General features: G+C 42.3%; 15 protein-coding genes. 7 read left to right on the top strand and 8 right to left on the bottom strand.

The window, feature by feature from the left end:
• Positions 1–6: 6 nt before the first annotated feature.
• From HMPREF9010_RS11930 to HMPREF9010_RS11915, 4 genes are all read left to right on the top strand, one after another.
• A complete protein-coding gene (locus HMPREF9010_RS11930) occupies positions 7–1,815 on the top strand; it encodes a glycoside hydrolase family 2 protein (RefSeq protein WP_008649060.1) in 1,809 nt (602 codons plus the stop codon).
• A gap of 282 nt (positions 1,816–2,097) precedes the next feature.
• Positions 2,098–3,300: a glycoside hydrolase family 88 protein gene (locus HMPREF9010_RS11925; protein ID WP_008649062.1), complete on the top strand. Its 1,203-nt coding sequence runs from the start codon at positions 2,098–2,100 to the stop codon at positions 3,298–3,300.
• A 152-nt stretch (positions 3,301–3,452) separates the two neighbouring features.
• Positions 3,453–5,003, top strand: a complete 1,551-nt coding sequence (locus tag HMPREF9010_RS11920; RefSeq protein WP_008649064.1) for a sulfatase — start codon at positions 3,453–3,455, stop codon at positions 5,001–5,003.
• A gap of 113 nt (positions 5,004–5,116) precedes the next feature.
• Positions 5,117–7,978 (top strand): chondroitinase family polysaccharide lyase, encoded by a 2,862-nt coding sequence (locus HMPREF9010_RS11915; RefSeq protein WP_008649065.1) that lies wholly within the window; start codon positions 5,117–5,119, stop codon positions 7,976–7,978.
• Positions 7,979–8,117: 139 nt separating this feature from the next.
• On the opposite strand, the gene cysS is transcribed toward HMPREF9010_RS11915, so the two are convergent.
• Both cysS and HMPREF9010_RS11905 read right to left on the bottom strand, forming a co-directional pair.
• Complete coding sequence (gene cysS, locus HMPREF9010_RS11910) at positions 8,118–9,599, bottom strand: cysteine--tRNA ligase (protein WP_008649066.1); 1,482 nt, start codon at positions 9,597–9,599, stop codon at positions 8,118–8,120.
• 231 nt (positions 9,600–9,830) lie between these two features.
• Positions 9,831–10,643, bottom strand: a complete 813-nt coding sequence (locus HMPREF9010_RS11905) for a Cof-type HAD-IIB family hydrolase (RefSeq protein ID WP_008649067.1) — start codon at positions 10,641–10,643, stop codon at positions 9,831–9,833.
• A gap of 166 nt (positions 10,644–10,809) precedes the next feature.
• On the opposite strand from HMPREF9010_RS11905, the gene HMPREF9010_RS11900 reads away from it, so the two are divergent.
• Complete coding sequence (locus tag HMPREF9010_RS11900; RefSeq protein ID WP_008649069.1) at positions 10,810–11,979, top strand: ATP-binding protein; 1,170 nt, start codon at positions 10,810–10,812, stop codon at positions 11,977–11,979.
• Positions 11,980–12,038: 59 nt separating this feature from the next.
• Here HMPREF9010_RS11900 and HMPREF9010_RS11895 read toward each other — a convergent pair whose 3' ends face one another.
• The 3 genes from HMPREF9010_RS11895 to HMPREF9010_RS11885 form a co-directional block, all read right to left on the bottom strand.
• Positions 12,039–14,024 (bottom strand): PL29 family lyase N-terminal domain-containing protein, encoded by a 1,986-nt coding sequence (locus HMPREF9010_RS11895; protein ID WP_008649070.1) that lies wholly within the window; start codon positions 14,022–14,024, stop codon positions 12,039–12,041.
• A 24-nt stretch (positions 14,025–14,048) separates the two neighbouring features.
• A complete protein-coding gene (locus tag HMPREF9010_RS11890) occupies positions 14,049–16,550 on the bottom strand; it encodes a DUF4955 domain-containing protein (RefSeq protein ID WP_008649072.1) in 2,502 nt (833 codons plus the stop codon).
• A gap of 145 nt (positions 16,551–16,695) precedes the next feature.
• Entirely contained in the window at positions 16,696–19,536 is a 2,841-nt protein-coding gene (locus tag HMPREF9010_RS11885) for a DEAD/DEAH box helicase (protein WP_008649074.1), read from the bottom strand.
• Positions 19,537–19,589: 53 nt separating this feature from the next.
• Here HMPREF9010_RS11885 and mnmA point away from each other — a divergent pair, with 53 nt between their 5' ends.
• Entirely contained in the window at positions 19,590–20,747 is a 1,158-nt protein-coding gene (gene mnmA, locus HMPREF9010_RS11880) for a tRNA 2-thiouridine(34) synthase MnmA (protein WP_032852689.1), read from the top strand.
• 405 nt (positions 20,748–21,152) lie between these two features.
• On the opposite strand, the gene HMPREF9010_RS11875 is transcribed toward mnmA, so the two are convergent.
• Positions 21,153–22,679, bottom strand: a complete 1,527-nt coding sequence (locus HMPREF9010_RS11875; protein WP_008649076.1) for a GH3 auxin-responsive promoter family protein — start codon at positions 22,677–22,679, stop codon at positions 21,153–21,155.
• 137 nt (positions 22,680–22,816) lie between these two features.
• Between HMPREF9010_RS11875 and HMPREF9010_RS11870 the strand changes: the two genes are divergently transcribed.
• Positions 22,817–23,827, top strand: coding sequence for an ATP-dependent 6-phosphofructokinase (locus HMPREF9010_RS11870; RefSeq protein WP_008649077.1), 1,011 nt, complete (start codon positions 22,817–22,819; stop codon positions 23,825–23,827).
• Here the strand turns inward: HMPREF9010_RS11870 and rnc are convergent.
• Positions 23,769–24,836, bottom strand: coding sequence for a ribonuclease III (gene rnc, locus HMPREF9010_RS11865; protein ID WP_008649078.1), 1,068 nt, complete (start codon positions 24,834–24,836; stop codon positions 23,769–23,771). The genes HMPREF9010_RS11870 and rnc overlap by 59 nt on opposite strands.
• Positions 24,802–26,064 (bottom strand): beta-ketoacyl-ACP synthase II, encoded by a 1,263-nt coding sequence (fabF, locus tag HMPREF9010_RS11860; protein ID WP_004307441.1) that lies wholly within the window; start codon positions 26,062–26,064, stop codon positions 24,802–24,804. The genes rnc and fabF overlap by 35 nt, the downstream gene beginning before the upstream one ends.
• Positions 26,065–26,078 lie beyond the last annotated feature (14 nt).

A 26,078-nucleotide genomic window follows, 5' to 3' on the forward strand; every position in this document is an offset into this window, starting at 1 on the left:
ATGTAGATGAGAAAAATTGTATGTTCTTTAGTGATACTTATTAATAGTGTTTATCTATTTGCACAGTGGAAACCGGTTGGCGGTCGAATTATGACGGAATGGGCGGCGAAAATAGATGTTGAAAACGTGTTGCCCGAATATCCCCGCCCAATTATGGAACGTGCTGACTGGATAAATCTGAACGGATTGTGGAATTATGCTATTTCTCCGGTAGGTCAAGCTATGCCACAAAGTTATGATGGTCGGATTTTAGTTCCTTTTGCTGTAGAATCAAGCTTGTCCGGAGTGGGGAAAAGCCTTGGGGAGAAGAATGAACTTTGGTATCAGCGTCAATTCTCGGTTCCCTCCAAATGGAAAGGACATAGGATCTTATTGCATTTTGGGGCTGTTGACTGGAAAGCGGATGTTTGGGTAAATAAGGTAAAGGTGGGACAACATACAGGAGGATTTACTCCTTTTTCTTTTGATATCACGCCTGCCTTGCTGAATGGGGAAAATGAATTGATCGTGAAAGTGTGGGACCCGACTGATAAAGGTCCTCAACCTAGAGGAAAACAGGTTAGTAAGCCGGGAGGTATCTGGTATACTCCTGTCAGTGGTATTTGGCAAACAGTTTGGCTAGAACCTGTGCCAATCCGGTCGATTGGCAATATCAAAACGACTCCTGATATTGACAGGAATAAGTTGACAGTAGAGGTTATGACAGATCATCAGATGCTTTCAGATAAATTGGAGGTGAAGGTATTAGAAGGAAAGCAGTTGGTGGCTGTAGGAAGTTCCGTAAATGGTATTCCGGTTGAAATTGCTATGCCGTCTGATGTAAAGTGGTGGTCACCGGATTCTCCGTTTTTATATGATATGGAAATTTGTCTGTATTCAGAAAATAAGTTGATCGATAAGGTTAAGAGCTATACTGCCATGCGTAAATATTCAACGAAACGCGATAAAAATGGAATTGTACGTCTACAATTGAATAATAAGGACTTGTTTCAATTTGGTCTTTTAGATCAGGGCTGGTGGCCGGATGGCTTGTATACGGCACCTTCGGATGAGGCTTTAGTATATGATATTCAAAAGACAAAAGATTTTGGATATAATATGATTCGCAAACATATAAAAGTAGAGCCTGCCCGTTGGTATACGTATTGTGATCGTTTAGGGGTTATTGTGTGGCAGGACATGCCGAGTGGCGATAAGAATCCCGAGTGGCAGAATCGGAAGTATTTTGAGGGAACAGAATTTAAACGGTCTGCTGAATCAGAGGCTATTTATCGTAAAGAATGGAAAGAAATTATCGACTGCCTTTACTCTTATCCTTGTATTGGCACATGGGTACCTTTCAATGAGGCTTGGGGGCAATTTAAAACCCCTGAAATAGCAGAATGGACAAAGCAATATGATCCTTCCCGTTTAGTGAATCCTGCTAGTGGAGGTAATCATTATACCTGTGGTGATATGCTTGATTTGCATAATTATCCCGGTCCGGAGATGTATTTATATGACGCACAGCGTGCAACTGTACTCGGAGAGTATGGAGGAATTGGTTTAGTGTTGAAGGAGCATCTTTGGGAGCCGAATCGTAATTGGGGGTATGTTCAGTTTAGTACTTCCAAAGAAGCTACCAATGAGTATCTGAAATATGCTAATATGCTGAAGGATATGATTGCACGCGGATTCTCGGCTGCTGTTTATACACAGACTACAGATGTTGAGATCGAAGTGAACGGATTGATGACATACGACCGCAAAGTAATAAAACTGGATGAACAGAATTTGAAGAGGGTAAATACGGAAATTTGTGAAAGTTTAAAGTAAGAAGCCGGATTAGCCATTTGGCTGAACAAGGCAACTCATCTGTAGCCATTCGAATTATAGATATAGTTTGCAATATTATATAATTGAGAAAACAGAATTCAGATACTTTCTTTGTATCTGGACTCTGTTTTTTTGAATATATAATTCTATCCATTCCTTCATTTTTCAGTGAAATGTACCAAAATTGTCCTTCATTTGGATTATTTAGGTCGGTCAATTCTATTTAAATGCACTACTTTTGCCATCAGGAAAATTAATCACTTAACAAATAATCCCTGTATTATGAAAACAATTCTTAGCGCATTAGGACTTTCCCTATTGATCTTTACGAGTTGCGGTGGACAAAAAAAGGTTGAAGTAGACTTTATTCAGGACAACATCGACAACGCTGTGGCACAGAACACAATCCAGACGGACATTATTGAGAAGTCCGGTAAAATCTTGAATCCGAGAACAATCAACGAAGATGGGAGTATCTCTTACATACCGATGGAAGACTGGTGCTCCGGATTCTTTCCCGGTAGTATATGGTTGACTTATAACCTGACGGGTGATAAGAAATGGTTGTCGCTGGCTGAGAAATACACAGAAGCTCTTGATTCTGTGAAATATCTGAAATGGCATCATGATGTAGGTTTCATGATTGGTTGCAGTTATCTGAACGGCTATCGCATGGCAGATAAGAAAGAGTACAAAGACGTCATTATAGAAGCTGCCAAATCATTGTCCACTCGTTTTCGTCCGAATGCAGGCGTTATCCAGTCATGGGATGCCGATAAAGGTTGGCAGGGAACACGGGGATGGAAATGTCCGGTGATTATTGATAATATGATGAATCTCGAACTCTTATTTGAAGCAACAGCTCTTTCCGGAGATTCTACTTTCTACAATATTGCAGTGAAACATGCTGATACAACAATGGCTCACCACTTCCGTCCGGACAACAGCTGCTACCATGTGGTAGATTACGATCCGGAGACAGGAGAAGTGCGTAAGAGACAAACTGCACAGGGATATGCCGACGAATCGGCTTGGGCTCGCGGACAAGCATGGGCCCTGTATGGATATACTACCTGCTATCGCTATACCAAAGACAAGAAATATCTCGACCAGGCACAAAAGGTCTATAACTTCATCTTTAATAATAAGAACCTGCCGGAAGACCTCGTACCATACTGGGATTATGATGCTCCGAATATTCCGAACGAACCGCGCGATGCTTCTGCAGCAGCTTGTACAGCCTCTGCCCTTTATGAACTGGATGGCTATCTGCCGGGCAACCACTACAAGGAAACGGCTGATAAGATAATGGAAAGTTTGGGCTCACCTGCTTATCGCGCAGAAGTTGGAACAAATGGAAACTTTATCCTGATGCATTCGGTTGGCAGTATTCCTCACGGTCAGGAAATTGACGTTCCTCTGAACTATGCTGACTATTACTTCCTGGAAGGACTGATGCGTAAAAGAGATTTGGAAAAGAAATAAGAAATAGATAATGAACGGTAAACAGTGAACGGTGAATGCTTAGCGGATTCTGACGGAACATGTTTACCGTTTATCATTCGCTACTTGCTGTCTATAACTTTCTATTGACCGTTTGTCATTTACCTGTTTTTAATCATTTATCATAAACCATCATGAATAAACCTATAAACCTTCTTGTAGGAGGCTTGACGCTGTTTGCCGCACAAGGTTGCAAGGCTCCGAAGCAAGCGCCCCAACAAGCGGAGCATCCTAATATAATCTATGTATTTCCCGATCAATACCGTAACCAGGCGATGGGCTTCTGGAGGCAGGACGGATTTCGGGATAAAGTAAACTTTGAAGGAGACCCCGTGCATACTCCTAATCTGGATGCCTTTGCACGTGAATCTATGGTCTTGTCGTCTGCACAGAGTAACTGTCCGTTGAGCAGCCCTCATCGTGGAATGTTACTGACCGGTATGTATCCGAACAAAAGCGGTGTACCATTGAATTGCAATTCTACACGTCCGATCAGTTCCTTACGCGAGGATGCGGAATGTATCGGCGATGTGTTCAGCAAAGCAGGTTATGACTGTGCTTATTTTGGTAAACTTCACGCTGACTTCCCGACTCCGAACGATCCCGAACATCCGGGACAGTATGTGGAAGAAAAACGTCCGGCATGGGATGCCTATACACCGAAAGAACGCCGGCACGGCTTTAACTACTGGTATTCTTACGGAACATTTGACGAACACAAGAACCCGCATTATTGGGATACGGATGGTAAGAGACACGATCCGAAGGAATGGTCACCTTTACACGAATCAGGCAAAGTCATTTCTTATCTGAAAAATGACGGTAACGTACGTGATACCAAGAAACCTTTCTTCATAATGGTGGGCATGAATCCTCCTCACAGCCCGTATCGCTCCTTGAATGACTGTGAAGAGCAGGATTTTAATCTTTATAAAGATCAGCCTCTGGATAGTCTGTTGATTCGTCCGAATGTCGATTTGAAGATGAAGAAAGCGGAGTCTGCACGTTATTATTTCGCTTCCGTTACCGGAGTAGACCGTGCTTTCGGACAGATTTTGACGACATTGAAAGAATTGGGATTGGATAAGAATACAGTCGTAATCTTTGCTTCCGATCATGGTGAGACGATGTGTAGCCAGCGCACTGATGATCCGAAGAATTCCCCTTATTCTGAATCCATGAATATTCCGTTCCTGGTTCGTTTTCCCGGTAAGATTCAGCCGAGGGTAGATGATTTATTGCTCTCCGCTCCTGATATTATGCCTACGGTGCTTGGCTTGTGCGGATTGGGTGATTCTATTCCGGCGGAAGTGCAGGGACGTAATTTCGCTCCTCTTTTCTTCGATGAAAAGGCTGAAATTGTTCGTCCTACAGGTGCACTGTATATTCAGAATGTAGATGGCGATAAAGATGAAAATGGATTGGTGCAGACTTATTTCCCTTCTTCAAGAGGTATCAAGACGGCTCAATATACATTGGCGTTATATATCGACCGTGATACGAAGCAATTGAAGAAAAGCCTCTTATTCGATGATGTAAAAGATCCATATCAACTGCATAACCTGCCTTTGGAAGAAAATAAGGAGATTGTGGCACAACTTTGCGGTGAAATGGGAGCTATGTTGAAGGAAATTAATGATCCTTGGTATACGGAAAAGATTCTGTCGGATCGGATTCCTTATTAGCGATTAGTAATTTATAAAACGCTGATTAACGCAAATAAGTGCCAATTTTAGGAGTAAATCTCTGCGACAATAATAGGTGTTAATCCGCATCCGCGTTTAAATTGAAAATAGTAATGAAAAACAGTTGTTTTATAGTATTATTCCTTTTGGGAATCATTCCTTCAGCTTTCGCTCAACTCATCGGATTTGAAGAAGAAGTGCCCGAAGCATTTACAGTTTCCGGAAAGGGAGAAGTGAAAATCTCTTCTCTTTTTTACAAAGAGGGTGAAAGTAGTCTGGAATGGGACTTTCAGCCCGGTTCTACGCTGGATGTTCAAATTGCTCCTTTATCGTTGAATACGAGAAACGAGAAGCAGTTCGGCATTACCTTGTGGATTTATAATGAGAAACCACAGCAGGATTCTATTCGTTTTGAGTTTCTGAATAAGGAGGGAGAAGTCTCTTATTGGTTCTCTTATCGTTTGCAGGCAGCAGGTTGGCGGGCTTGCTGGATCTCTTTTGAGTATATGCAGGGCGACAAGAAAGATAAGAAGATCGTAGCCTATCGACTGGTTGCCCCGCAACGGAAGGGGCGTATCTTTCTTGACCGTCTGATTTTCCCGGAAAAGAAAATGAATCTTCGTACCACTCCCGACCAGCAGTTGCCTACCAATAATGGGCTGTCTAATCGTGACCTGTGGCATTGGTGTCTCGTGTGGAAATGGGAACAACAGTCGTATGATATTCCTCTGCTTTCTAAACTGACAAGCGAGCAAAAGAAGGAGCTGAAGACTATCGAACAACGTTTGACTGACTTTCTGGAAGTGAAAAAGGCACCGCAAGGGCCTATTAATGCTGCCTATAAAACATTTGAGAAAGCGGCTATCAGTCCATCCATCGCCGGAACGGGATTTATAGGAACTCCTATTGTTGCTCCTGATGAACAGGACAAGAAGAAAGGAGAAATGTCATGGAACGATATTGAAACGATGCTTTCCGGTTTTGCCTATGATGCTTGTTATAACCAGAACGAAACATCAAAGAAAAACTACTTTACCGTATTCGACTATGCTATCGATCAGGGATTTGCCTATGGTAGCGGTATGGGTACCAATCATCATTATGGTTATCAGGTACGTAAGATATATACAACTGCCTGGCTGATGCGTGATGCTATCTATAAACATCCTCATCGGGATGCTTATCTCTCCACATTGCGTTTTTGGGCGGCTCTGCAAGAAACTCGTCAGCCATGTTCTCCAACACGTGATGAATTGTTGGATTCCTGGCATACGTTATTGATGGCGAAATTTATTTCCGCTATGATGTTTCCCGATGCAAGGGAACAGGCGCAAGCTTTGAGCGGCTTGTCACGTTGGCTATCTTCTTCTTTGCGTTATACTCCGGGAACGATCGGTGGTATAAAGGTAGACGGTACGACTTTCCATCATGGCGGTTTCTATCCGGGATATACCACTGGAGTACTTGCGACTGTAGGAGAATATATTGCATTTACCAATGGTACAAGCTTTGAACTGACAGAAGATGCGCGCAAACACATGAAATCAGCCTTTATTGCTATGCGCAATTATTGCAATTTCTATGAATGGGGCATCGGAATCAGTGGCCGTCATCCTTTTGGAGGGAAGATGGGAAGCGATGATATCGAAGCATTTGCCAATATCGCTTTATCCGGCGATTTGTCCGGTCAGGGAAATACGTTTGATCGTGGTCTGGCTGCCGACTATTTACGTCTGATACGCAATAGTGATACTCCGAATGCGCGTTTCTTCAAGAAGGAAGGTATTCAACCGGCACAGGCTCCACAGGGATTCTTCGTTTACAACTATGGTTCGGCAGGCATTTTTCGTCGTGCGGACTGGATGGTGACATTGAAAGGGTATACCACTGACGTATGGGGTTCTGAAATTTATACGAAAGATAACCGTTACGGACGTTATCAGAGTTATGGCTCCGTGCAGATTATGGGGAAAGGAAATCCCGTGTCACGTGCCGGAAGCGGTTTTGTGCAGGAGGGATGGGACTGGAACCGTTTGCCGGGTACAACTACCATTCATTTGCCTTTCGACTTGCTTGATAGCCCATTGAGAGGAACGACTATGGCACGCTCCAAAGAGAATTTCTCCGGAAGCAGTTCTTTAGATGGTAAAAATGGAATGTTCGCTATGAAATTGGCAGAACGGGATTATGAGAACTTCACACCAGACTTTGTGGCCCGTAAATCCGTTTTCTGTTTTGATAACCGGATGGTTTGCCTGGGAACGGGTATTTCGAACTCCAATGTAGATTATCCTACGGAAACAACTCTTTTCCAGACAAAATATAATGGTAAGGAGCCCAAAGTAGGAGAGGATAACTATTGGCTTCATGATGGTTATGACAATTATTATCATGTAGTGGACGGAACCGTTCGCTCACAGGTGGCAGAACAGGAATCACGGCACGAAAAGACGCGTGAAGTTACTAAGGGAAAATTCTCTTCTGCCTGGATAGAACATGGCAAGGCACCGAAAGAGGGGACTTATGAATATATGGTATTGATACAGCCTTCTGCTTCTGATCTCGACGAGCTGCGTAAAACTTCTGCATACGAGGTGTTGCAACGCGATCAGACTGCTCACGTTGTTTATGATAAAAAGACAGGTATCACGGCGTATGCTGCTTTTGAAGCTTATCAGCCTGCCGCTGATAAAGTGTTCGTGGCTATTCCTGCGGAAACAATGGTGATGTATGCAAAGGAATCTGATAAGGGTATCCGTTTAAGCGTCTGTGATCCGAATCTGAATATAGAAGAGAAGACGTATACAACGAAAGAGCCCAGTCGTCCTATTACTAAGGAGATACGGCTTAAAGGACATTGGAGATTGACAAGCCCGATGGAAAATGTCCGGTTGGAACAGCAGGGAGACCAGACCGTACTGACAGTAACCTGTCAGCATGGACAGCCGGTCGAAATGCTCATGGAAAATAAATAATTAGTGAATAAGATAAGAGAAAACAAGAATTTAAAGAGAGGTATTAGTTATCATGTTTCTATGAAAAAAGAGAAGACCGGTTCGTGGGGAGCCGGTCTTCTTTGTATTTACACGGTGCGTTGAGCACTTTCTTTTCTTGTTACTTATTCAGTCTCCATTCGAAACCGTCTTTAGTATCTTTGATTTCAAATCCGAGTGCTGTCAGTGTGTTGCGGATTTCGTCGGAAGTAGCCCAGTCTTTGTTGGCTTTCGCTTTCATACGTTGTTCCAGTAGCATATCTACTACCTTGCCGTAAGCTGCCTCACGACCATCTGAAGAGCCTTTTTCTTCTTTCAATCCCATGATGTCGAAGCTGAACAGATGGAATGTTTCTTTCAGGTCTTTCAGGTCTTCGGCGGAGATGGTGGCATTACCGGCAATGATATTGTTTATAATGCGGGCGCCTTCGAAAAGCTGTGCGATGACAATCGGTGTATTTAAGTCGTCATTCATTGCTTCGTAGCATTTAGCGCGCAGTTCTTTCACGTTGATTCCCTCTGAAGTTGCCGATGCGGGAGTAATCTTATCCAATGCGTCAATGGCTTCCATCAGACGCTGCAGGCCTTTTTCGGATGCTTGCAGTGCTTCATTGCTGAAATCTACCGTGCTGCGGTAATGAGCTTGCAGGATGAAGAAACGGATTGTCATTGGTGTGTAGGCTTGTGCCAGCAGCTTATGAGTACCGGTGAAGAATTCGTCCAGCGTGATGAAGTTGCCAAGTGATTTACCCATCTTGGTTCCGTTGATGGTAATCATGTTGTTGTGCATCCAGTAGTGAACCATGTCATCACCTTGTGAGGCTACCGATTGTGCGATTTCACATTCGTGGTGAGGGAAAATCAAGTCCATTCCTCCTCCGTGAATATCGAAGTGTTCACCTAGGTATTTGCGTCCCATAGCGGTACATTCGGCGTGCCATCCGGGGAAACCATCGCTCCATGGAGACGGCCAGCGCATGATATGTTCAGGTTGTGCCTTTTTCCAAAGGGCAAAGTCGGCGGGATTGCGTTTCTCGCTTTGTCCGTCGAGGTCACGGGTGGTATTCAAGACGTCGTCCAGATTACGTCCGGAAAGTTTTCCGTAGTGGTAATCTTTATTGTATTTGGCTACATCGAAGTAAACGGAGCCTTCGCTTTCATAGGCGTATCCGGCATCCAAAATCTTCTGTACCAGTTGGATTTGTTCAATGATATGTCCTGAAGCATGTGGCTCAATGCTTGGAGAAAGTACATTCAACGCTTCCATTGCTTTATGATAGCGGTTCAGGAAATATTGAACAACCTCCATTGGTTCCAACTCTTCCAGACGTGCTTTCTTGGCGATCTTGTCTTCTCCGTCATCGGCATCGTGTTCCAGATGACCTACGTCGGTAATATTTCGTACGTAGCGTACTTTATATCCTAGGTGGGTGAGATAGCGGAATAACACATCGAAGGTTATAGCCGGACGGGCGTGTCCTAAATGGGCATCTCCGTAAACAGTCGGTCCGCATACATACATGCCTACATGAGGTGCATGAAGCGGTACAAACAACTCTTTCTTTCTATCTAAGGTGTTGTAAATGGTAAGTTGATGTTCCATAACATTTTATATTTGTTTTATTGGAACCGCAAAGTTAGTATAAAATCTGAATATGCGCCCTATCTTTAATCGGTTGATTTTAAGTGTCGGGTCGTTTTTACCAGTAATGTGATTTGTTTCCCGGTATGAAACTAACAGTTTCACACCGAGGAACCAATAGTTTCATTCCTTGAAACCAAAGGTTTCTCACCGAGAAACTAAAACTCTGCCGGCATGTCTGTAAATGTTTGGCTATTGTTGATTGCAAAACTTATTGATTGCTTCGGCTACACCATCCTCTTCGTTACTCAGGGTGATGTAATCTGCTGCTTTCTTTACAGGTTCTTGAGCATTTCCCATGGCAATCCCCAGTCCTGCAAACCTAATCATGGATAGGTCATTATATCCATCACCTATGGCTATAACTTCTTCACGCGCTACTCCTATTTCTTTTAACAGGACGGCCAAAGAAAGAGCCTTGTCGATACCTTGCGGGACTAATTCGAGAAAATAGGGTTCTGAACGGAAAACATTAATGCGACCTTGTAACCGGAGACAAAGTTCGGCTTCAAGTGGAATCAGTTTATCGGAATCTCCTACGATGAGGCATTTGGCTACGGGAAGCGTGATGTCTGTCAGGAAGTCATTTGTCTCCCGAACTGCCATTTTATTGAGAAAGGCCTCTTTTAATACGTATGGATCTTGAGAGTTTTCGGTTATTATCTCTGCTCCGTCATAGGTTAATATACTTAGTTGATGGGTACGGGCACATTCGTAGAGCACTGGAACAACTTCATTAGGCAACACATTTTCATATACCATCTCTTGTGTTTCCCAATTAATGATTTCTCCTCCGTTATAGGACAGGATGAATCCACCGAATTCATTCATACGTAACTCATTAGCTAATGGCACAATACCATAAGTAGGTCGACCGGAAGCTAATACCAGTCGTATTCCTTGCTCTTGCATACGTATCAGAGTTTCCCTGTTGCGGGGAGTGATTTCCTTTTTAGAGTTGGTGAGTGTGCCGTCAAGATCGAGCACGATAAGTTTGTATTTCATGTAGGGTTGTTTTGGATGCAAAGATAAATTAAAAAAGTTTTTCTGCAAGGTGGTGGGGGAAAAGATGTGGCTTTAGCTGAAATTGCACTGTGAAAGTGCAATTTGTTTTGTTATTTGCACTATTATAGTGCAAATAATCGTATCTTTGTCTATAAACCAATGCTATATGGATAAGTTATTTGAGTATTTTCACAAGATGATACGGGAGACTAATATTGAGTTTCACCGGTATATTTATTCCAGGATAAATTGGAATAGTCGCATGATAGGGCTTACGGGACCTGGAGGAGTAGGGAAGACGACTCTTGTATTACAGCACATTAAAGAAAAGCTGAATTTAAATGACTCTTTATATGTGACGGCTGAAGATTTTTATTTTGCCAGCCATCGTTTGCTTGACTTGGCAGATGCTTTTGTAAAAATGGGAGGCAAGTATTTGTTTATTGATGAAATTCATAAATATAAAGATTGGTCGAAAGAGCTTAAATTGATTTACGATTATCATTCAGAGTTGAATATTGTTTTTACAGGTTCATCTGTATTGGATATTAATAAAGGAGCTTCAGATTTGAGTCGTCGCGCTGTCATGTATCAGATGCAGGGACTTTCTTTTCGTGAGTATTTGTATTTATTTCATCGTATTCCTTCTGGAATATACAGTTTGCAGGATATTGTAGCGCATAAAGTGGAAATTCCGGGTTTGGAGCATCCGCTTCCACTCTTTCATGACTATTTGCAGAAAGGCTACTATCCTTTTGCATTGGAGGAAGATTTTGATATACGTTTGCGACAGATCATCAATTTGACTTTGGAGTCGGACATACCTCAATTTGCTGATATGAATGTTTCCACTGGGCGTAAACTTAAGCAACTTCTTGCTATCATTGCTAAGAGTGTGCCGTTCAAGCCTAATTTTAGCAGTATAGCTAAAATTCTTGAAGTGAGCCGTAATAATATATCCGATTATTGCCTTTATATTGAAGAGGCAGGGTTGATAGCGCAGTTGAGAGATGCTACCGGCGGAATACGCGGGTTAGGGAAAGTAGATAAAATTTATCTGGATAATACCAATTTGATATATAGTCTGGCTCAAGATAATTCTAATATTGGAAATATCAGGGAGACTTTCTTTTTGAACCAGACCCGTATTTTTTCGGATGTAGTAGCTTCTCCTGTTTCTGATTTCTTGATTGATGATATGACATTTGAGGTGGGAGGAAAGAAAAAGGGACAAAAGCAGATTCAGGAGGTACAGAAAGGATTTGTGGTGAAGGATGATATTGAAAGAGGCTTTATGAATGTGGTGCCGTTGTGGCAGTTCGGAATGGGATATTAGTCAATAAAAAAGGATATCCAAATTCGGATATCCTTTTTTATTGATGTTGTAATGTTTTCTTATTCTATGTTTGCTCCGTATCCATCCATATCTGTTGCCAAGACAAATATACCGTTTTCTACATCAGTAATGGTCAGTGGTGCAGTGGCGTGAGGAGTCAATACATAGGGGTCAACTTTCACACTTGCATCACAGTTGCTATGGTAATTATACCATTTACTGTTACTTGTTAATCCATATACGATATTATCTTTAACATCTACTGTAGTTACACTTACAGGATGAGTATCATTTCCCACGTAAGTATAAAGGTTGCTATTCTTTGCAAAACTTGAGTCTACATAAAAGATGTTTTTTGTCATCGTGAGACTACCTTTATTATGTCTGAAATATGGATTGTTTCCTGCAATATTAATTACTGTATTATTAGATATTATTGCAGTAAGATTTCCTTCTGTAAAGTCTGTTTGTAATCCCCAATTCAATATTTGACCCACATAAGGTGTTTTACTGTATACTATATTATTGGTAAATGCAAATTTCTTGTATGGAGCCAAGTTTTTGGTTGTATATAGATGTATGAGAGCTTTGTTGTCTGCATTGACCATAATACGAGTTCTATTAATAATGATCGTATTGATACCATTCAAATTGTCTTTTGCTGTATCTTGATAAATTGGGTTTTTAACGTCGCTGATCTTACATTCATCTATGATCAAAGCTGTGAAATCAGTAGCACTTGAAGTATTCGAATTGTTGAAATATTGTCCATCAGTAGTGAAACTACTCATATCTAAATGAATATTCTTTATGAAGATATTTCCAGAGACTGTTTTCCAAACCCTACTAGGTTTAATGACAGGTTTAGAATCAGAATATTTCCCAATGATAATAATTGTATTATTAAGGTTTACAGGATTGATTGTTGTAAAATCATTATTTCCTGTTAAGAATAAGATTTTGACTTTCTTGGAATTATTGATATAGCTGTCAAGTTCTGGTTCTGTTCCATCCAACTCTACTACTTCTGCATCGGGATAAGTATTTTTATCAAATGTGATATCACCGATTGTTATACTTTCTCCGTTATCGAATTTTGCTTTATAGTCAATCCGTGTTTCTGCTTCTCCAAGCTCTACCTGTATTTTTGCGATGGCAGCATATGCTCCTGAAGTTGCAAGAATAGATACGTCTTTGGTATTATCAGCGACGGCACGCGATAGAGTTTTTGCTGTTGCAGGAGCTTTTATTGTCAATGTTCCTTCATCGTTATCTGCGGACGGTTCAGACAAAGTCGCTTCCCAACCTTCGGGAGCGGTAATGATATAAGATTCTACGCCCTTCATGTGTACAATGAAATCTTTCGTAGATCCTGCTGCGATTCTTTGTATACCTACAATACTTTCATCAAACTTGCAGTAGAAGTTGCTGATGATAGGGATAGATAACTTTGTGCCATCTCTTAATTCAATATTGAAGTTGTTGCCAACCTTTTCTACAGAGTTGAAAAATTTATCTTTTACGGCTTCCCCGTCGGTTGCTTTTACAGGATTGCCTGCAGAGTCCTTTACGTTCTCATAAGTACTACCGTCGTAGCTGACTTGCCAGTATCCTGTTGCTGCATCGATTTGGAAAAGAGGAGTCTTTCCATTTTCAGCCGTTGCTTTTATAGGATTCCCGCTTTTATCTTTCAGTTGTGTGAAAGTGCTTCCGTTGTCATAGCTTACCGTCCAATAACCATCGTTGTCGATGCCCATTTGAGGAATCAAGGCACCCGCTCCGGTTTCTTCAACGAGTTTGAGTGTCTTGCCATTACTTAATGTAATGGTATATATACCATCCTTTAATTCAATATCAGTAATGGTAGCGCCTTCTTTGCAAAGTTCGCGTACGGCTTCAATGTTCCAGTTCAAATCTTGAACGGTTTTTTCAAGGGCGGTAACACGAGTCTTTAAATCGTTAACGTCGTCCCATAAGTCGTCTGTCTTATTGCATCCTACCAGACATACAGTCAGTAACATACATACGTACCAAAGTTTCTTCATAATTGTATCTTGTTTTTAAAGTTATTACTGGAGTGAATTTAACCAAGCCGGAACTGCACCTAAACGTTTGCGTAATTGGGCTTCATAGAGTGAATATGGAGTAACGGTATTACCCTGTTCTTCATTCAACTTCATTTGGCTTTCATCGAAATGAATACTACCGCCATGATATCCCACTACGATAGGAGGAAGGAACTTCCACCAAAGAGAATTGTTGTCCCACCAGATGAATGGAGAATCCGCAACATTGTTCTTGGCATTAAAGTTCCACAAAGTCAAATCGGCTAAGTGATTAGGCATTTGGTTGTAATCACCTCCCTGGCGGAATCTCATAAAACCACCTGTACAACGGTCAATCAGCGTTGCACGAGGTTGTGTGGCATGAGACTCAAAGCAACCGTCAGTTCCCCAGTCTACATTCCAAATGACAGCACCTATACTTTGCTTGGATACACCACATGCGTGGTATTGGCCTGCTCCTTGTTCGTATACATTTTTGTTATCTATAAGGAATCCGTTTGATTTGTCCGTCACTTTGCCTATAAATACGCGTGACGAGGCTTGCGAACGGATAGCTGCGTGACCACGGTTTCCGTCAATGACCACATCGTATACGGATACATTGGAACTGTTGACGATCGAACTTGCTTCGCTGACGCTACGAAAGCCCACGCGGCGCATCCATGAATTTGTCAGGCGAATAAGATTGATAGGCTTGTAGGCTCCATCGTCCTCCCATGAACCGTGATGAGTAAAGTCAACTTTAGCTTTTCCTTCAAAGGTCATATCTTCCACACCTACATTCTCATAGTGGGGATATTTTTGGATAGTCCATTTCCATTGTGGATCTACAGCATGCATGATTGGCTCTTTGAAAGTAACAGTTTGCCCGTCGATGGCTGCTACTAAATGATAATCGAAGACCTGTACGCCATCTTCATGTAGATTAGTCATGTTTGAAGTGGGTTGGTAAGGTGCTAATTCTGCTTTGATAAGTTCCGGACTATTATCAGCCAGTTGTAAACATACCCAATCTCCGACTTTAATACCTGTGGTGGAGGCCACTTCTACTGAGAAAGTCCCCTTTTCGGTGTTTCCCGTAACCTCGGTAATAGGGGATAATCCACTATTATGCTTGATTTCCAGCATGACAGGTGAGGAATACATGACACTTGGATTGGTCGGTTGGTTAGGGGCATCCATTTTTATGACAGTTTGGTCGCGTCCGTCACCTTTCAGGATTACTCCTCCCATTAATAACTGAATTGTTTGTGATTTTCCATCTACATCATCGGCTGCCGTATGCAGAATGTATTCTCCTTTAGGAAAATAGATTATCGCCTTGGCATTGTCCACTTTTGAGCCTATTTTGGCTAATATTTTGGTTAAGGCTTCCCGGTCGGACTTGCCGTCATTGGGAATAGCACCGTAATCTTTTACATTATATACAGTGTAACCTAAAGACCATACATCGGGAGGTGCGACTTCACCATGTTTATAACCAGCATAAGAGAAATCTAGCAGTACATTATCTGCTTGTCCTAAGTTAAATTTGTTCCATACATCACATGTGTTGGCATCGTAGCCTGTTGTCAGTAGTCGTACTTTGAAAGATATTATGCGGATATAGTTTTTAGAAGAAGTAATAATAATATTGATTGTTTCTTCTTTATTCTCTATATCATTTGCTTTCGGTGAAGTAATGGAAAGTTCATTATCTTTTAAAACGACATTCCATCCTTGTGGAGCTTTAATCACCGCTCCTGTAACATCTTGTTGTTCCACTTCATAAAGGCGTGTTTCGTTTAACGGGAAAATAGGAGTGTTTTCCATACCTTTTATCTTTAGATAGAATGTATCGATCACTTGAAGTTCAATGGTCTTATCGCTACCATATATAATGGTTAGTTTCTTGCTGGTAGTATCATATTCTACCTTGTCAAAGATCGAATTTTTTCCGGCACTTTCAATGGCTTCAATTTTGCTGCCGTCATTATTGGTCAGATACTGATAAGTTTTTCCATTATCATAGCTAACTAGCCAATAGCCTTCTGCATCTACTTTTAGTTTAGGAGATTGAATAGGGGTGGACGGCCCGTTAGGATCGGTCGGCTTACTGGTTGGAATGGCATATATCTTATTGCCATTAGCATCTTTTAGAGGCATGTAGGTGGTGCCTCCATCAGTGCTATAAATCCAGTATCCTTCGTTATCTACGGATAAAGTGGGGACTAGCGCATTAACGTTTTCTCCACTCATGACGGTGATACTTTTTCCGTCACTTAATTCTACAGTATAGCCATTTTCGATAGGTGTGATACCCACGATGACCGGATCATTTAATAAATACTGTAAACTTTCGATAGAAGTGTTCAGTTGATTAGCTGTTTCTTCCAATACTTGGACGCGATTTTTTAGCGAATCAATTTCAGAACGCAGGTCATCCGTTTCTTGGCAAGATTGCAGAACGAATAGCATGCTGCAAATACCAAATAGTAATAGGTAGGTAATGCTCCTGTTTTTCATACGTTTATTATTTCGGGTTATTTATAATTTTCACAATGGCAAAGATAACCGGATAAAATAAGAGTATATGGATAAAAAAATTCAGGAATACGATGAAATAATACATTTTACACGTCTCTGTGATAGATTGCGACTTTATGTATTATTAGAGCAGGTCTACCCATTGCTCGTTGCTTAATATAGGTAATGGCTCACTATCGGCAACAAATGTTTCCGCTAGTTTTCGTTTCTCATCTTGTAGGTGAAGAATCTTTTCTTCGATACTGTTTTGGGTAATGAAGCGGTAAGCAATTACTTGCTTGTCCTGCCCGATACGATGGGCGCGGGCGATCGCCTGCGATTCGGCGGCAGGATTCCACCAGGGGTCTATGATAAATACATAGTCGGCTTGAGTCAGATTAAGTCCCACGCCTCCTGCTTTTAGTGAAATCAGGAATGCCTGGACGTCTTTTTGATCGGTGAAATAGGCGATTTCGGAAGGACGGTTGTTGGTCGATCCTGTTAATAAGGCATATTTCCAACCCCGTTCGTGGAAAGCTTCGGCGAGCACCTCCAGATGTCTGACGAATGAGGAGAAAATTAAAACTTTGTGGCCTTCGCTCTGTAGCGTATCGAATGTTTCGATTATCTGTGCCGTTTTTCCGGATGTTCCGGTATAGTCGGGAAGGATAAGTTGCGGGTGGCAAGATAGTTGTCGTAAACGTAAGATGCCATTTAATACACTAAACGAATGAAGCCTGTCGGTACTTTGAGGATGCTGAAGAAGGATGTTGCGCAGGCTGTTTTTCTCCTGTTCGTAACAAGTATTCTGCTCTTCAGTCATGTCGCAGTAGATGGTCTCTTCGGTAAGTGCCGGAAGTTCCGGAGCTACCTCTTTCTTGCTTCTACGGAGGATAAATGGGGCTGTCAGTTGTTGCAATAATACTTTTGCACGGGCATTCCCCTGACGAATCGGCATTATAAACTGCTTTTGGAAAGCATTTTCCGTACCCAGTAAGTCTGGTTGTATAAAGTGAAATTGAGCCCACAGGTCTTTTAATGAGTTTTCGATGGGAGTGCCAGTAAGTACAAGCCGGTGTTTACTTTGTAGTCGAATGGCTGACCGGAAGGTGAGCGATTCGCTATTTTTGATATTCTGGCTTTCATCGAGCACGATGTATTCGAAACAGTATGAACAGAGTATATCAATGTTATTCCTCATCATGCCATAGGTCGTAAAGATCAAGTGAAAATGACCGAAGAATTTTTCCGGTTGTTCCTTGTCTATAGACACGGTGTTGTTGTATTCCGTCATCGAGAGAGCTGTAAAGCGTTTGGCTTCCCGTCGCCAGTTATGAAGTAGCGATGTGGGGACAACGATCAGGGTAGCCGGTTGTCTGGGGGTAGATGGTTTATATATATATTGTAATAGAGTAAGAGTTTGGAGTGTCTTCCCAAGCCCCATGTCATCTGCCAGGCATCCGCCAAATCCTTGTTTATGCAAGTGTACCATCCATGAGAATCCTTTCTGCTGATAGGGACGTAATGTTGCTTTGAGGTTTTTGGGTACGGCAACATTTTGTATCTGTTGCTTCACCGGAAATTTCTTTAATTCCTCTTCACCTAAGGCGGTCTGTGCGGCACCTACAAATGTATGTTTCAAGCGGATTCCTTTTTCCGTTTGAATTCCCATCTCTAGTAAATTCGCATATTTGCTGAACCATTCCTCTGGCAGGAGAATCATGCGGCCATCAGGTAACAGATATTCTCTCTTTTCCTCCAGGATATGTTTGCGGAAGCGTGAAAAAGGAATACGCAGATTGCCGATAACAACGGTGATGTGCAATTCAAACCAGTCGACCTCATCGTCACAACTTTGCTCGATGCGTATCTCGTCCAGGCAATAAGGTGTGTTTCCCATATTGCTGGTGAGATGGAAGGACTGCTGCAACATCTCCCGATGGCTGTTGATCCATTCGACGATCGTTTTCTCCGGAGCTTCAGGGGATAGGCTGAAATGTGTATTATTGAGTTGTCGCAGGCCTGCATCCGTTAAGAGCTGAACGACTTGTTCTTCAGCAGTAATGTTCCGGCGAAAAAAGAAGATTTCACCGGATGTTTTCCGATAAATGATTTTTCTCATTTCAAGGGCACTATCCGATGTAAATGTCTGATCTCCATAACGGAAACCAAGCTGCAATGCTTGTCCGTTGTACGTGGTATCTTCGAATGAGAGAATTGCTTCACAGGGGCATTTCTCTTCCATTATACTCAAACCGTGAGTCTCGATTTCATGATAACGAGCAATCGGGATAACAATGTTATCTATGTATTTTTCAATTTGGGAAGCGTCTACGCTGATTGATCTTTTCTTTGTAAAAGGTAAGATGCGTGCGCTTTCAATGTGCGGAAAGAAGTATAGCTCCATTCCCAATAATAGCGTGGCTGGTGCGGATGTCAGTACAACCACAGGTTTCAACTCACTTAAAGAGAATGGCTGTCCTTCATAATAGCACTGCAACTGATAACGAAACGTTTTATTGTCAACATGAAACGTTACACGAATTTCTGCATTATGAGGATTTATGTGATAGGCATGATGGGCGTATAGTATTTTACTGCCGGCTTGTTTCTGATAAAAAGGCAGTCCGTTGTCCCGTATCAGTACCAGCATTTCCAACAGTTTCTTTTCGATAGATGGACGGATATCATTCTTTATTCGTTCCGGATCTTCGGATAATTTATGTAAAAAACGCGATACTGTTTTTTCGCGGGAGTAGACACTCATTAGATGCTTCTCCGTATAATAAGAGGCGATATGAATAGCTTGTCTTTCTGCCTCACTCATCTTGCTCATAGCTTCGGGAGAGGCGTGAAATGCTTGTTCTACCAATTGCAAGGTACCATCGTCCAGCCTTTCCGCAATATAGGGAATCAGCAATATGCCGAGTATCGGATGTTCTGTGAAAACGATTATAACTTGTCCGTTAGTTGGTCTCTCTTTCATTCTCTTTTAGGCTTTAACAGACAAAGATACGGGAAAATACTTAATTTTGCAGCATGATGGAGGAAAACAAACGAGTATTGCTTGGAATGAGCGGCGGTACAGATAGTTCTGTTGCTGCTATGCGATTGCTGGAAGCCGGTTATGAAGTGATCGGAGTAACCTTTCGTTTTTATGAATTGAATGGCTCGACAGAGTATCTGGAAGATGCCCGTAATCTGGCAGAACGTTTAGGAATACGGCATATAACATACGATGCCCGTGAAATATTCAATAAGCAGATTATTGACTATTTTGTGCAGGAGTATCTGGCAGGACGGACTCCGGTCCCTTGCACATTATGCAATAATTACCTGAAATGGCCTCTGCTTGCTAAAATTGCCGATGAAATGGGTGTTTTTTATATCGCTACCGGGCACTATGCGCAGAATATACAACTAAATAACACCTTTTATATAACATACGCTGCCGACTCGGATAAGGATCAAACCTTCTTTCTATGGGGATTGAAACAAGATATTCTTTGCAGGATGCTGTTGCCGATGGGGAATATTACGAAAGTGGAAGCCCGTGCCTGGGCTGCGGAACATGGGTTCCGGAAGGTGGCAACTAAAAAGGATAGTATAGGCGTTTGTTTTTGCCCAATGGACTATCGGACTTTTCTGAAAAACTGGTTGGCTCAAAATAGTGAGGCATTGGCAGAAGAAGAGCAGATGATGGGGGAGAATCAAGCATTGGTTGGAGATTGGCAAGCATTGGTTGGAAGCAATCAGGCAGGACTCAATAAAGTGAAACGAGGAAGGTTTGTCGATGAAAAGGGAGATTTTATTGCCTGGCATGAGGGTTATCCTTTTTATACCATTGGACAGAGACGTGGCTTGGGCATTCATTTGAACCGTCCCGTATTTGTGAAAGAGATTAATCCTGAAAAGAACGAAGTCGTATTAGCTTCTCTTTCAGCTCTGGAGAAAACAGAAATGTGGTTGAAAGACTGGAATCTTGTCAATCAGGAGCGTACTTTAGGGCATTCTGACATCATTGTGAAAATACGGTATCGCAAACAGGAAAACCATGCTACGATTACCATTACACCAGATCATCTACTGCATGTGCAACTTCATGAGCCTTTAACCGCCATTGCTCCGGGACAAGCTGCTGCATTCTATAAAGATGGCTTATTATTGGGAGGAGGGATAATAGTCAACGCCCGGTAATTTTACATGAGGGAAGATGATCATTCTCTGACGAGGAAGTACCAAAGCCCAACCCCTCTATAAAGTTGAAAAGTATAAAACATCTGCCATCTGCAACAAAATGAAGATAGTCTATTAATAAACAGATTGTTATGGCGTTGCAGATACCTGTTGCAGATAGGTTGCAGATAAAGTATCTGCAACACAATATATTACTGAAGAAAAGTCTATGCTGTTTTCATTAAAGTCTATGAAAAGACTCCGCTTTCCCTACATGGAAACTGTAGTGTCCTGCCTTGGAAATTGCAGTGTCCCGCTTTGGAAACTACAGTTTCCTGCCTGGGAACTGTAGTTTCTTACCTTGGGAATGGCGGATTACGCCCTATATTGACTTTTCTAACCTATAGGAAATCATTTTATGTATGGTTATTCTTCCGAAGGAATGCTGTCATTCAGCGCTAACATTGTTTCTATATATTCGCGCGTATTGCTTAATCTGGGGACTTTGTGTTGTCCTCCCAGCTTTCCTTTCTGTGCCAGCCAATCATGGAATAATCCCTCACGGGCAACGATCACTTCTAATGGTTGCAAAGCTATGTCTTTCCATCGTTTCGCCTCATAATCGGAGTTAACCTCCTTCAGTGTGGCATCAAGTATCGCTGCAAATTTTTCTATTGAATCCGGCATCTTAGCGAACTCTATTAACCACTGGTGCCGGCATTTGGCATTCTCATCCATAAACACAGGTGCCGCGGTGTATTCGCTAACTTGTGCTCCGGTTTCGGCACAAGCCTTCGCCAATCCTTTTTCAGCGTTATCGACAATCAACTCTTCACCAAATGCGTTGATGAAATGCTTCGTTCTTCCTGTGATGACAAACTTATAGGGATTCTTGCTGGTAAACTTCACTGTATCCCCAATCATGTATCTCCATAAACCACAAGAAGTAGAAATAACCATTGCATAGTTCTTGTTAAGCTCGACTTCTTCAAGACAATAAGCCCGTGGATTTTCTTTTCCAACTTCCTCCAATGGAACAAATTCGTAGAAAATTCCATAGTCGATCATTAATAACATGGCAGGATCGGAAAGGTCGTTCTGGGTTCCGAAATATCCTTCCGAAGCATTGTAGGTCTCTACATAATGCATTTTAGGTGTTGTAATCACCTGTTTATATTGCTCACGATACGGTGTGAAAGCCACTCCACCGTGGAAGAAGACTTCCAGGTTAGACCATACTTCTTCTAGTGCCTGCTTTCCTGTCTTTTCAAGAACACGTTTGATAAGTACCAACATCCACGACGGTACACCGGACAGGCTTGTCACATTTACCGGAATAGTACTGTTGGCGATTGCTTCTATCTTGGTTTCCCATTCGCTCATCAACGCAATTTTCTTGCTGGGTACACGAATGAAATTGATAAGCGGATTTACATTCTGAATCAGAATAGCGGATAAATCTCCTACTAAACTATGATTGGAATTGAGGTTCGGGCTATGGCTTCCTCCTAGAATCAGTCCCTTGCCGGAGAAAAAATGGCTATCCGGATTGATGCGGAAATAAAGAGCTGCCGCGTCTTTTCCTCCTCTGTAATGAATGTCTTCCAGCGCTTCCTTGCTGACAGGAAGGAATTTACTTTTATCATTAGTCGTTCCGGAGGATTTTGCAAACCAGCGTATCTCCGATGGCCAAAGCAGATTCTGTTCCCCGGCTCGCAAACGTTCTACATAAGGTTTGATTTCTTCGTATGTCTGGATAGGAACACGTTTACGGAAATCTTCATAGTTACGGATAGAGGAGTAATCGTACTTTCTTCCCCATTCAGTCTGAGCGGCCTGATGTATTAAGCGACTTAACACACGATGTTGTATCTCACTAGCCTGACTAGCATATAGGTCTATCTGTTTTAAACGGGAATCGAAAGTCTTACTAATAATTTTTGTAATATTCATTTCTGCTTTAACATAATAATGTTTAGTCGTGCAAAAGTAACTTATTTATCTTTTTTTTCTATCTTTACGACGGAAATAATCGTTAAAAATTGACGACTTTCATAGAATACCCGAGTTTTAGACTAAAAAATGCGACAATGAGAATTGGAATCTTAACATCCGGCGGGGACTGTCCCGGTATCAATGCCACCATTCGTGGCGTGTGCAAAACTGCCATCAATTATTATGGGATGGAAGTGATAGGCATTCACAGCGGTTTTCAGGGCTTGCTGACTAAAGATGTCGAATCTATTACAGACAAGTCGCTTTCCGGTCTGCTGAATTTGGGTGGAACGATGCTAGGAACCTCTCGTGAGAAGCCTTTCAAAAAAGGAGGCGTTGTTTCGGATGTTGACAAACCGTCTTTAATTCTTCAGAATATCCATGAAATTGGACTGGATTGTGTCGTTTGTATCGGTGGAAATGGGACGCAGAAGACTGCAGCCAAGTTTGCTGCAATGGGAGTTAACATCGTATCTGTTCCTAAAACCATTGATAATGATATTTGGGGCACGGACATCTCTTTTGGTTTCGACTCGGCGGTAAGTATTGCTACTGATGCCATCGACCGTCTACATTCCACCGCAAGCTCTCACAAAAGAGTGATGGTGATTGAAGTGATGGGACATAAAGCCGGTTGGATTGCTTTGTATTCTGGTATGGCAGGAGGAGGGGATGTGATTCTCGTTCCTGAAATCGCTTATAACATTAAGAATATCGGCAATACGATTCTGGAAAGACTAAAGAAAGGCAAACCCTATTCTATTGTAGTGGTAGCGGAAGGAATTCAGACTGACGGGCGTAAACGTGCTGCTGAATATATCGCACAGGAAATTGAATATGAAACCGGTATAGAAACCCGCGAAACAGTTCTGGGGTATATCCAGCGTGGTGGTTCGCCTACTCCTTTCGACCGCAATCTTTCTACCCGCATGGGCGGGCATGCAACAGAATTGATAGCCAATGGCCAATTCGGGCGTATGGTGACTTTACAAGGAGACGATATAGCATCTATTCTTCTTGAAGAAGTTGCAGGAAAACTGAAATTGGTTACTGAAGATCACGATTTGGTGATTCAGGGTCGTCGCATGGGGATTTGCTTTGGTTAGTTTCCAGAGCTTCTGTGCCCTGCTGCACTGTGGAAATCTCATTGACGACGATGTTTTTTTCTGGAACATTTTCCGGTTCTATCTCGGGATTTGCATTCAGTTCGGTTTCGGGTTCATTCTCAAGCCCGGTTGCCAATTCAGTCTCAGAATCAGTCGCAAATTCAATTTCCATTTCTGTTTCCATTTCAGTAGCAGTTGCCGAATGTTGTATTTTAATCTCTTCGATGGTTGACATAAATGTCGGTTCCTTTACCTTCTTTATAGCCATCTGGGCGGCATTCTGTTGAGACTCCTTCTTGGAATACCCCGTACCTGTTCCTGCCGGAAGTCCTTCAATGCGTACTTCAGTTTGGAATACAGGGTTGCTGTCATGGTCGAGAAACTGCTCGATTAATTCAAAGGAAACCTCCATTTTGTTCTTTTGGCTCCATTCGATAAGCTTGGATTTGAAGTTAACCTCTTTTCGGGATATTTTATCCAGATCGATATAACGGTTAATGATCCGTTGTTCCATAAACTGTTTGCAACGTTCATATCCCTGATCCAGATAAATAGCTCCGATAAACGCTTCAAAAGCATTTCCGTACATGTAGCTGTTGTGAGAAGAAGAGCGGGTAGAATACTTGATGAGCTTATCCAGGCCGATTTCAACGGCCAACTTGTTCAACGTCTCCCGTTGTACAATCTTGGAACGTGTATTGGTTAGGAAACCTTCCCGTTTCCCTTCGAAACGTTTGTAGACAATATCTCCCACAATGGCGTCGAGGATGGCGTCACCTAAAAACTCCAGCCGTTCATTGTTGAGGGGACGTCCCTTGTCGGAGCGGACAGAAGTCGATTTGTGCAGGAGAGCCTGCTCATAAAGCTGGATATTGCGCGGGTAGAACCCAAGTATCCGGTAAAAACAAAGATAAGACTCTCTATCCTTGCGGAACAAGAGCCTTATCTTATCTATTTCGTTACGTAACACGATATTACTCTGCGTATTTCTTGAAGATAACGCACGCATTGTGACCACCAAATCCAAATGTATTGGACAAGGCAACATTAACTTCGCGTTTCTGTGCTTTATTGAACGTGAAATTAAGGTTGTAGTCGATGTTCTCGTCGTCGTCACCTTCTTCGTGGTTGATAGTCGGAGGAACAATGCCGTTCTTAATGGCAAGGATGCTTGCAATAGATTCTACCGCACCGGCAGCTCCCAGCAAGTGACCTGTCATTGATTTGGTTGAACTGATGTTCAACTCGAACGCATGATCACCGAATACTTCCTTGATTGCTTTTGCTTCTGAAATATCACCAACCGGAGTAGATGTACCGTGTACATTGATATAGTCTACTTCTTTCGGATCCATTTCCGCATCTTCCAGTGCATTCATCATCACCAGTTTCGCTCCCAGACCTTCCGGATGAGAAGCAGTCAAGTGATGTGCATCTGCAGACATACCTACACCGGCAACTTCTGCATAGATTTTTGCACCACGAGCTTTAGCGTGTTCCAGTTCTTCCAGAATCAAGCAACCGCCACCTTCGCCCATAACGAAACCATCGCGGCTTGCGCTAAACGGACGTGAAGCTTTAGAAGCTTCGTCGTTGCGTGTTGACAAGGCGTGCATAGCGTTGAAACCGCCTACACCTGCCGGGAAGATTGCTGCTTCGGAACCACCGGATACAATTACATTTGCTTTACCCAAACGAATCAGGTTGAAGGCATCTGCAATAGCGTTGGTTGAAGTAGCACATGCTGAACAAGTCGCGTAGTTAGGACCATGGAAACCATACATGATAGAAATCTGTCCGGCTGCAATATCCGAAATCATCTTTGGAATGAAGAACGGATTAAACTTCGGACCCATTTCCTGACGAGTGTAGTAGTTGCCTACCTCTTCTTCAAATGTATGTATACCACCAATACCGGCGCCGAAAATAACACCGATTTTGTTCAAGTCTTCTTTCTCGACGTCAAGACCGGAATCACTCACCGCTTCTTTAGCAACAGCGATGGCATATTGAGTATACAGGTCCATCTTTCTTGCTTCTTTGCGGTCTATGTATTTCGTTGCATCGAAGTCTTTCACTTCGCATGCGAATTGGGTCTTGAATAACGACGCATCAAAATGAGTAATAGGCCCTGCTCCACTAACCCCGTTCACAATGTTTTCCCAAAATTCGGGAACGCTGTTGCCAACGGGAGTAATGGCGCCAAGGCCTGTTACTACCACTCTTTTTAATTCCATATTGATGAAATCGA

Origin of the sequence: Bacteroides sp. 3_1_23 (assembly GCF_000162555.1) — a bacterium.
Lineage (GTDB): Bacteria > Bacteroidota > Bacteroidia > Bacteroidales > Bacteroidaceae > Bacteroides > Bacteroides ovatus.

Bases quoted from the DNA above. Each gene is read 5' to 3' on its own strand.
- HMPREF9010_RS11930 (WP_008649060.1), top strand. From the start codon at position 7: ATGAGAAAAATTGTATGTTCTTTAGTGATACTTATTAATAGTGTTTAT.
- HMPREF9010_RS11925 (WP_008649062.1), top strand. From the start codon at position 2,098: ATGAAAACAATTCTTAGCGCATTAGGACTTTCCCTATTGATCTTTACG.
- HMPREF9010_RS11920 (WP_008649064.1), top strand. From the start codon at position 3,453: ATGAATAAACCTATAAACCTTCTTGTAGGAGGCTTGACGCTGTTTGCC.
- HMPREF9010_RS11915 (WP_008649065.1), top strand. From the start codon at position 5,117: ATGAAAAACAGTTGTTTTATAGTATTATTCCTTTTGGGAATCATTCCT.
- cysS (WP_008649066.1), bottom strand. From the start codon at position 9,599: ATGGAACATCAACTTACCATTTACAACACCTTAGATAGAAAGAAAGAG.
- HMPREF9010_RS11905 (WP_008649067.1), bottom strand. From the start codon at position 10,643: ATGAAATACAAACTTATCGTGCTCGATCTTGACGGCACACTCACCAAC.
- HMPREF9010_RS11900 (WP_008649069.1), top strand. From the start codon at position 10,810: ATGGATAAGTTATTTGAGTATTTTCACAAGATGATACGGGAGACTAAT.
- HMPREF9010_RS11895 (WP_008649070.1), bottom strand. From the start codon at position 14,024: ATGAAGAAACTTTGGTACGTATGTATGTTACTGACTGTATGTCTGGTA.
- HMPREF9010_RS11890 (WP_008649072.1), bottom strand. From the start codon at position 16,550: ATGAAAAACAGGAGCATTACCTACCTATTACTATTTGGTATTTGCAGC.
- HMPREF9010_RS11885 (WP_008649074.1), bottom strand. From the start codon at position 19,536: ATGAAAGAGAGACCAACTAACGGACAAGTTATAATCGTTTTCACAGAA.
- mnmA (WP_032852689.1), top strand. From the start codon at position 19,590: ATGATGGAGGAAAACAAACGAGTATTGCTTGGAATGAGCGGCGGTACA.
- HMPREF9010_RS11875 (WP_008649076.1), bottom strand. From the start codon at position 22,679: ATGAATATTACAAAAATTATTAGTAAGACTTTCGATTCCCGTTTAAAA.
- HMPREF9010_RS11870 (WP_008649077.1), top strand. From the start codon at position 22,817: ATGAGAATTGGAATCTTAACATCCGGCGGGGACTGTCCCGGTATCAAT.
- rnc (WP_008649078.1), bottom strand. From the start codon at position 24,836: ATGCGTGCGTTATCTTCAAGAAATACGCAGAGTAATATCGTGTTACGT.
- fabF (WP_004307441.1), bottom strand. From the start codon at position 26,064: ATGGAATTAAAAAGAGTGGTAGTAACAGGCCTTGGCGCCATTACTCCC.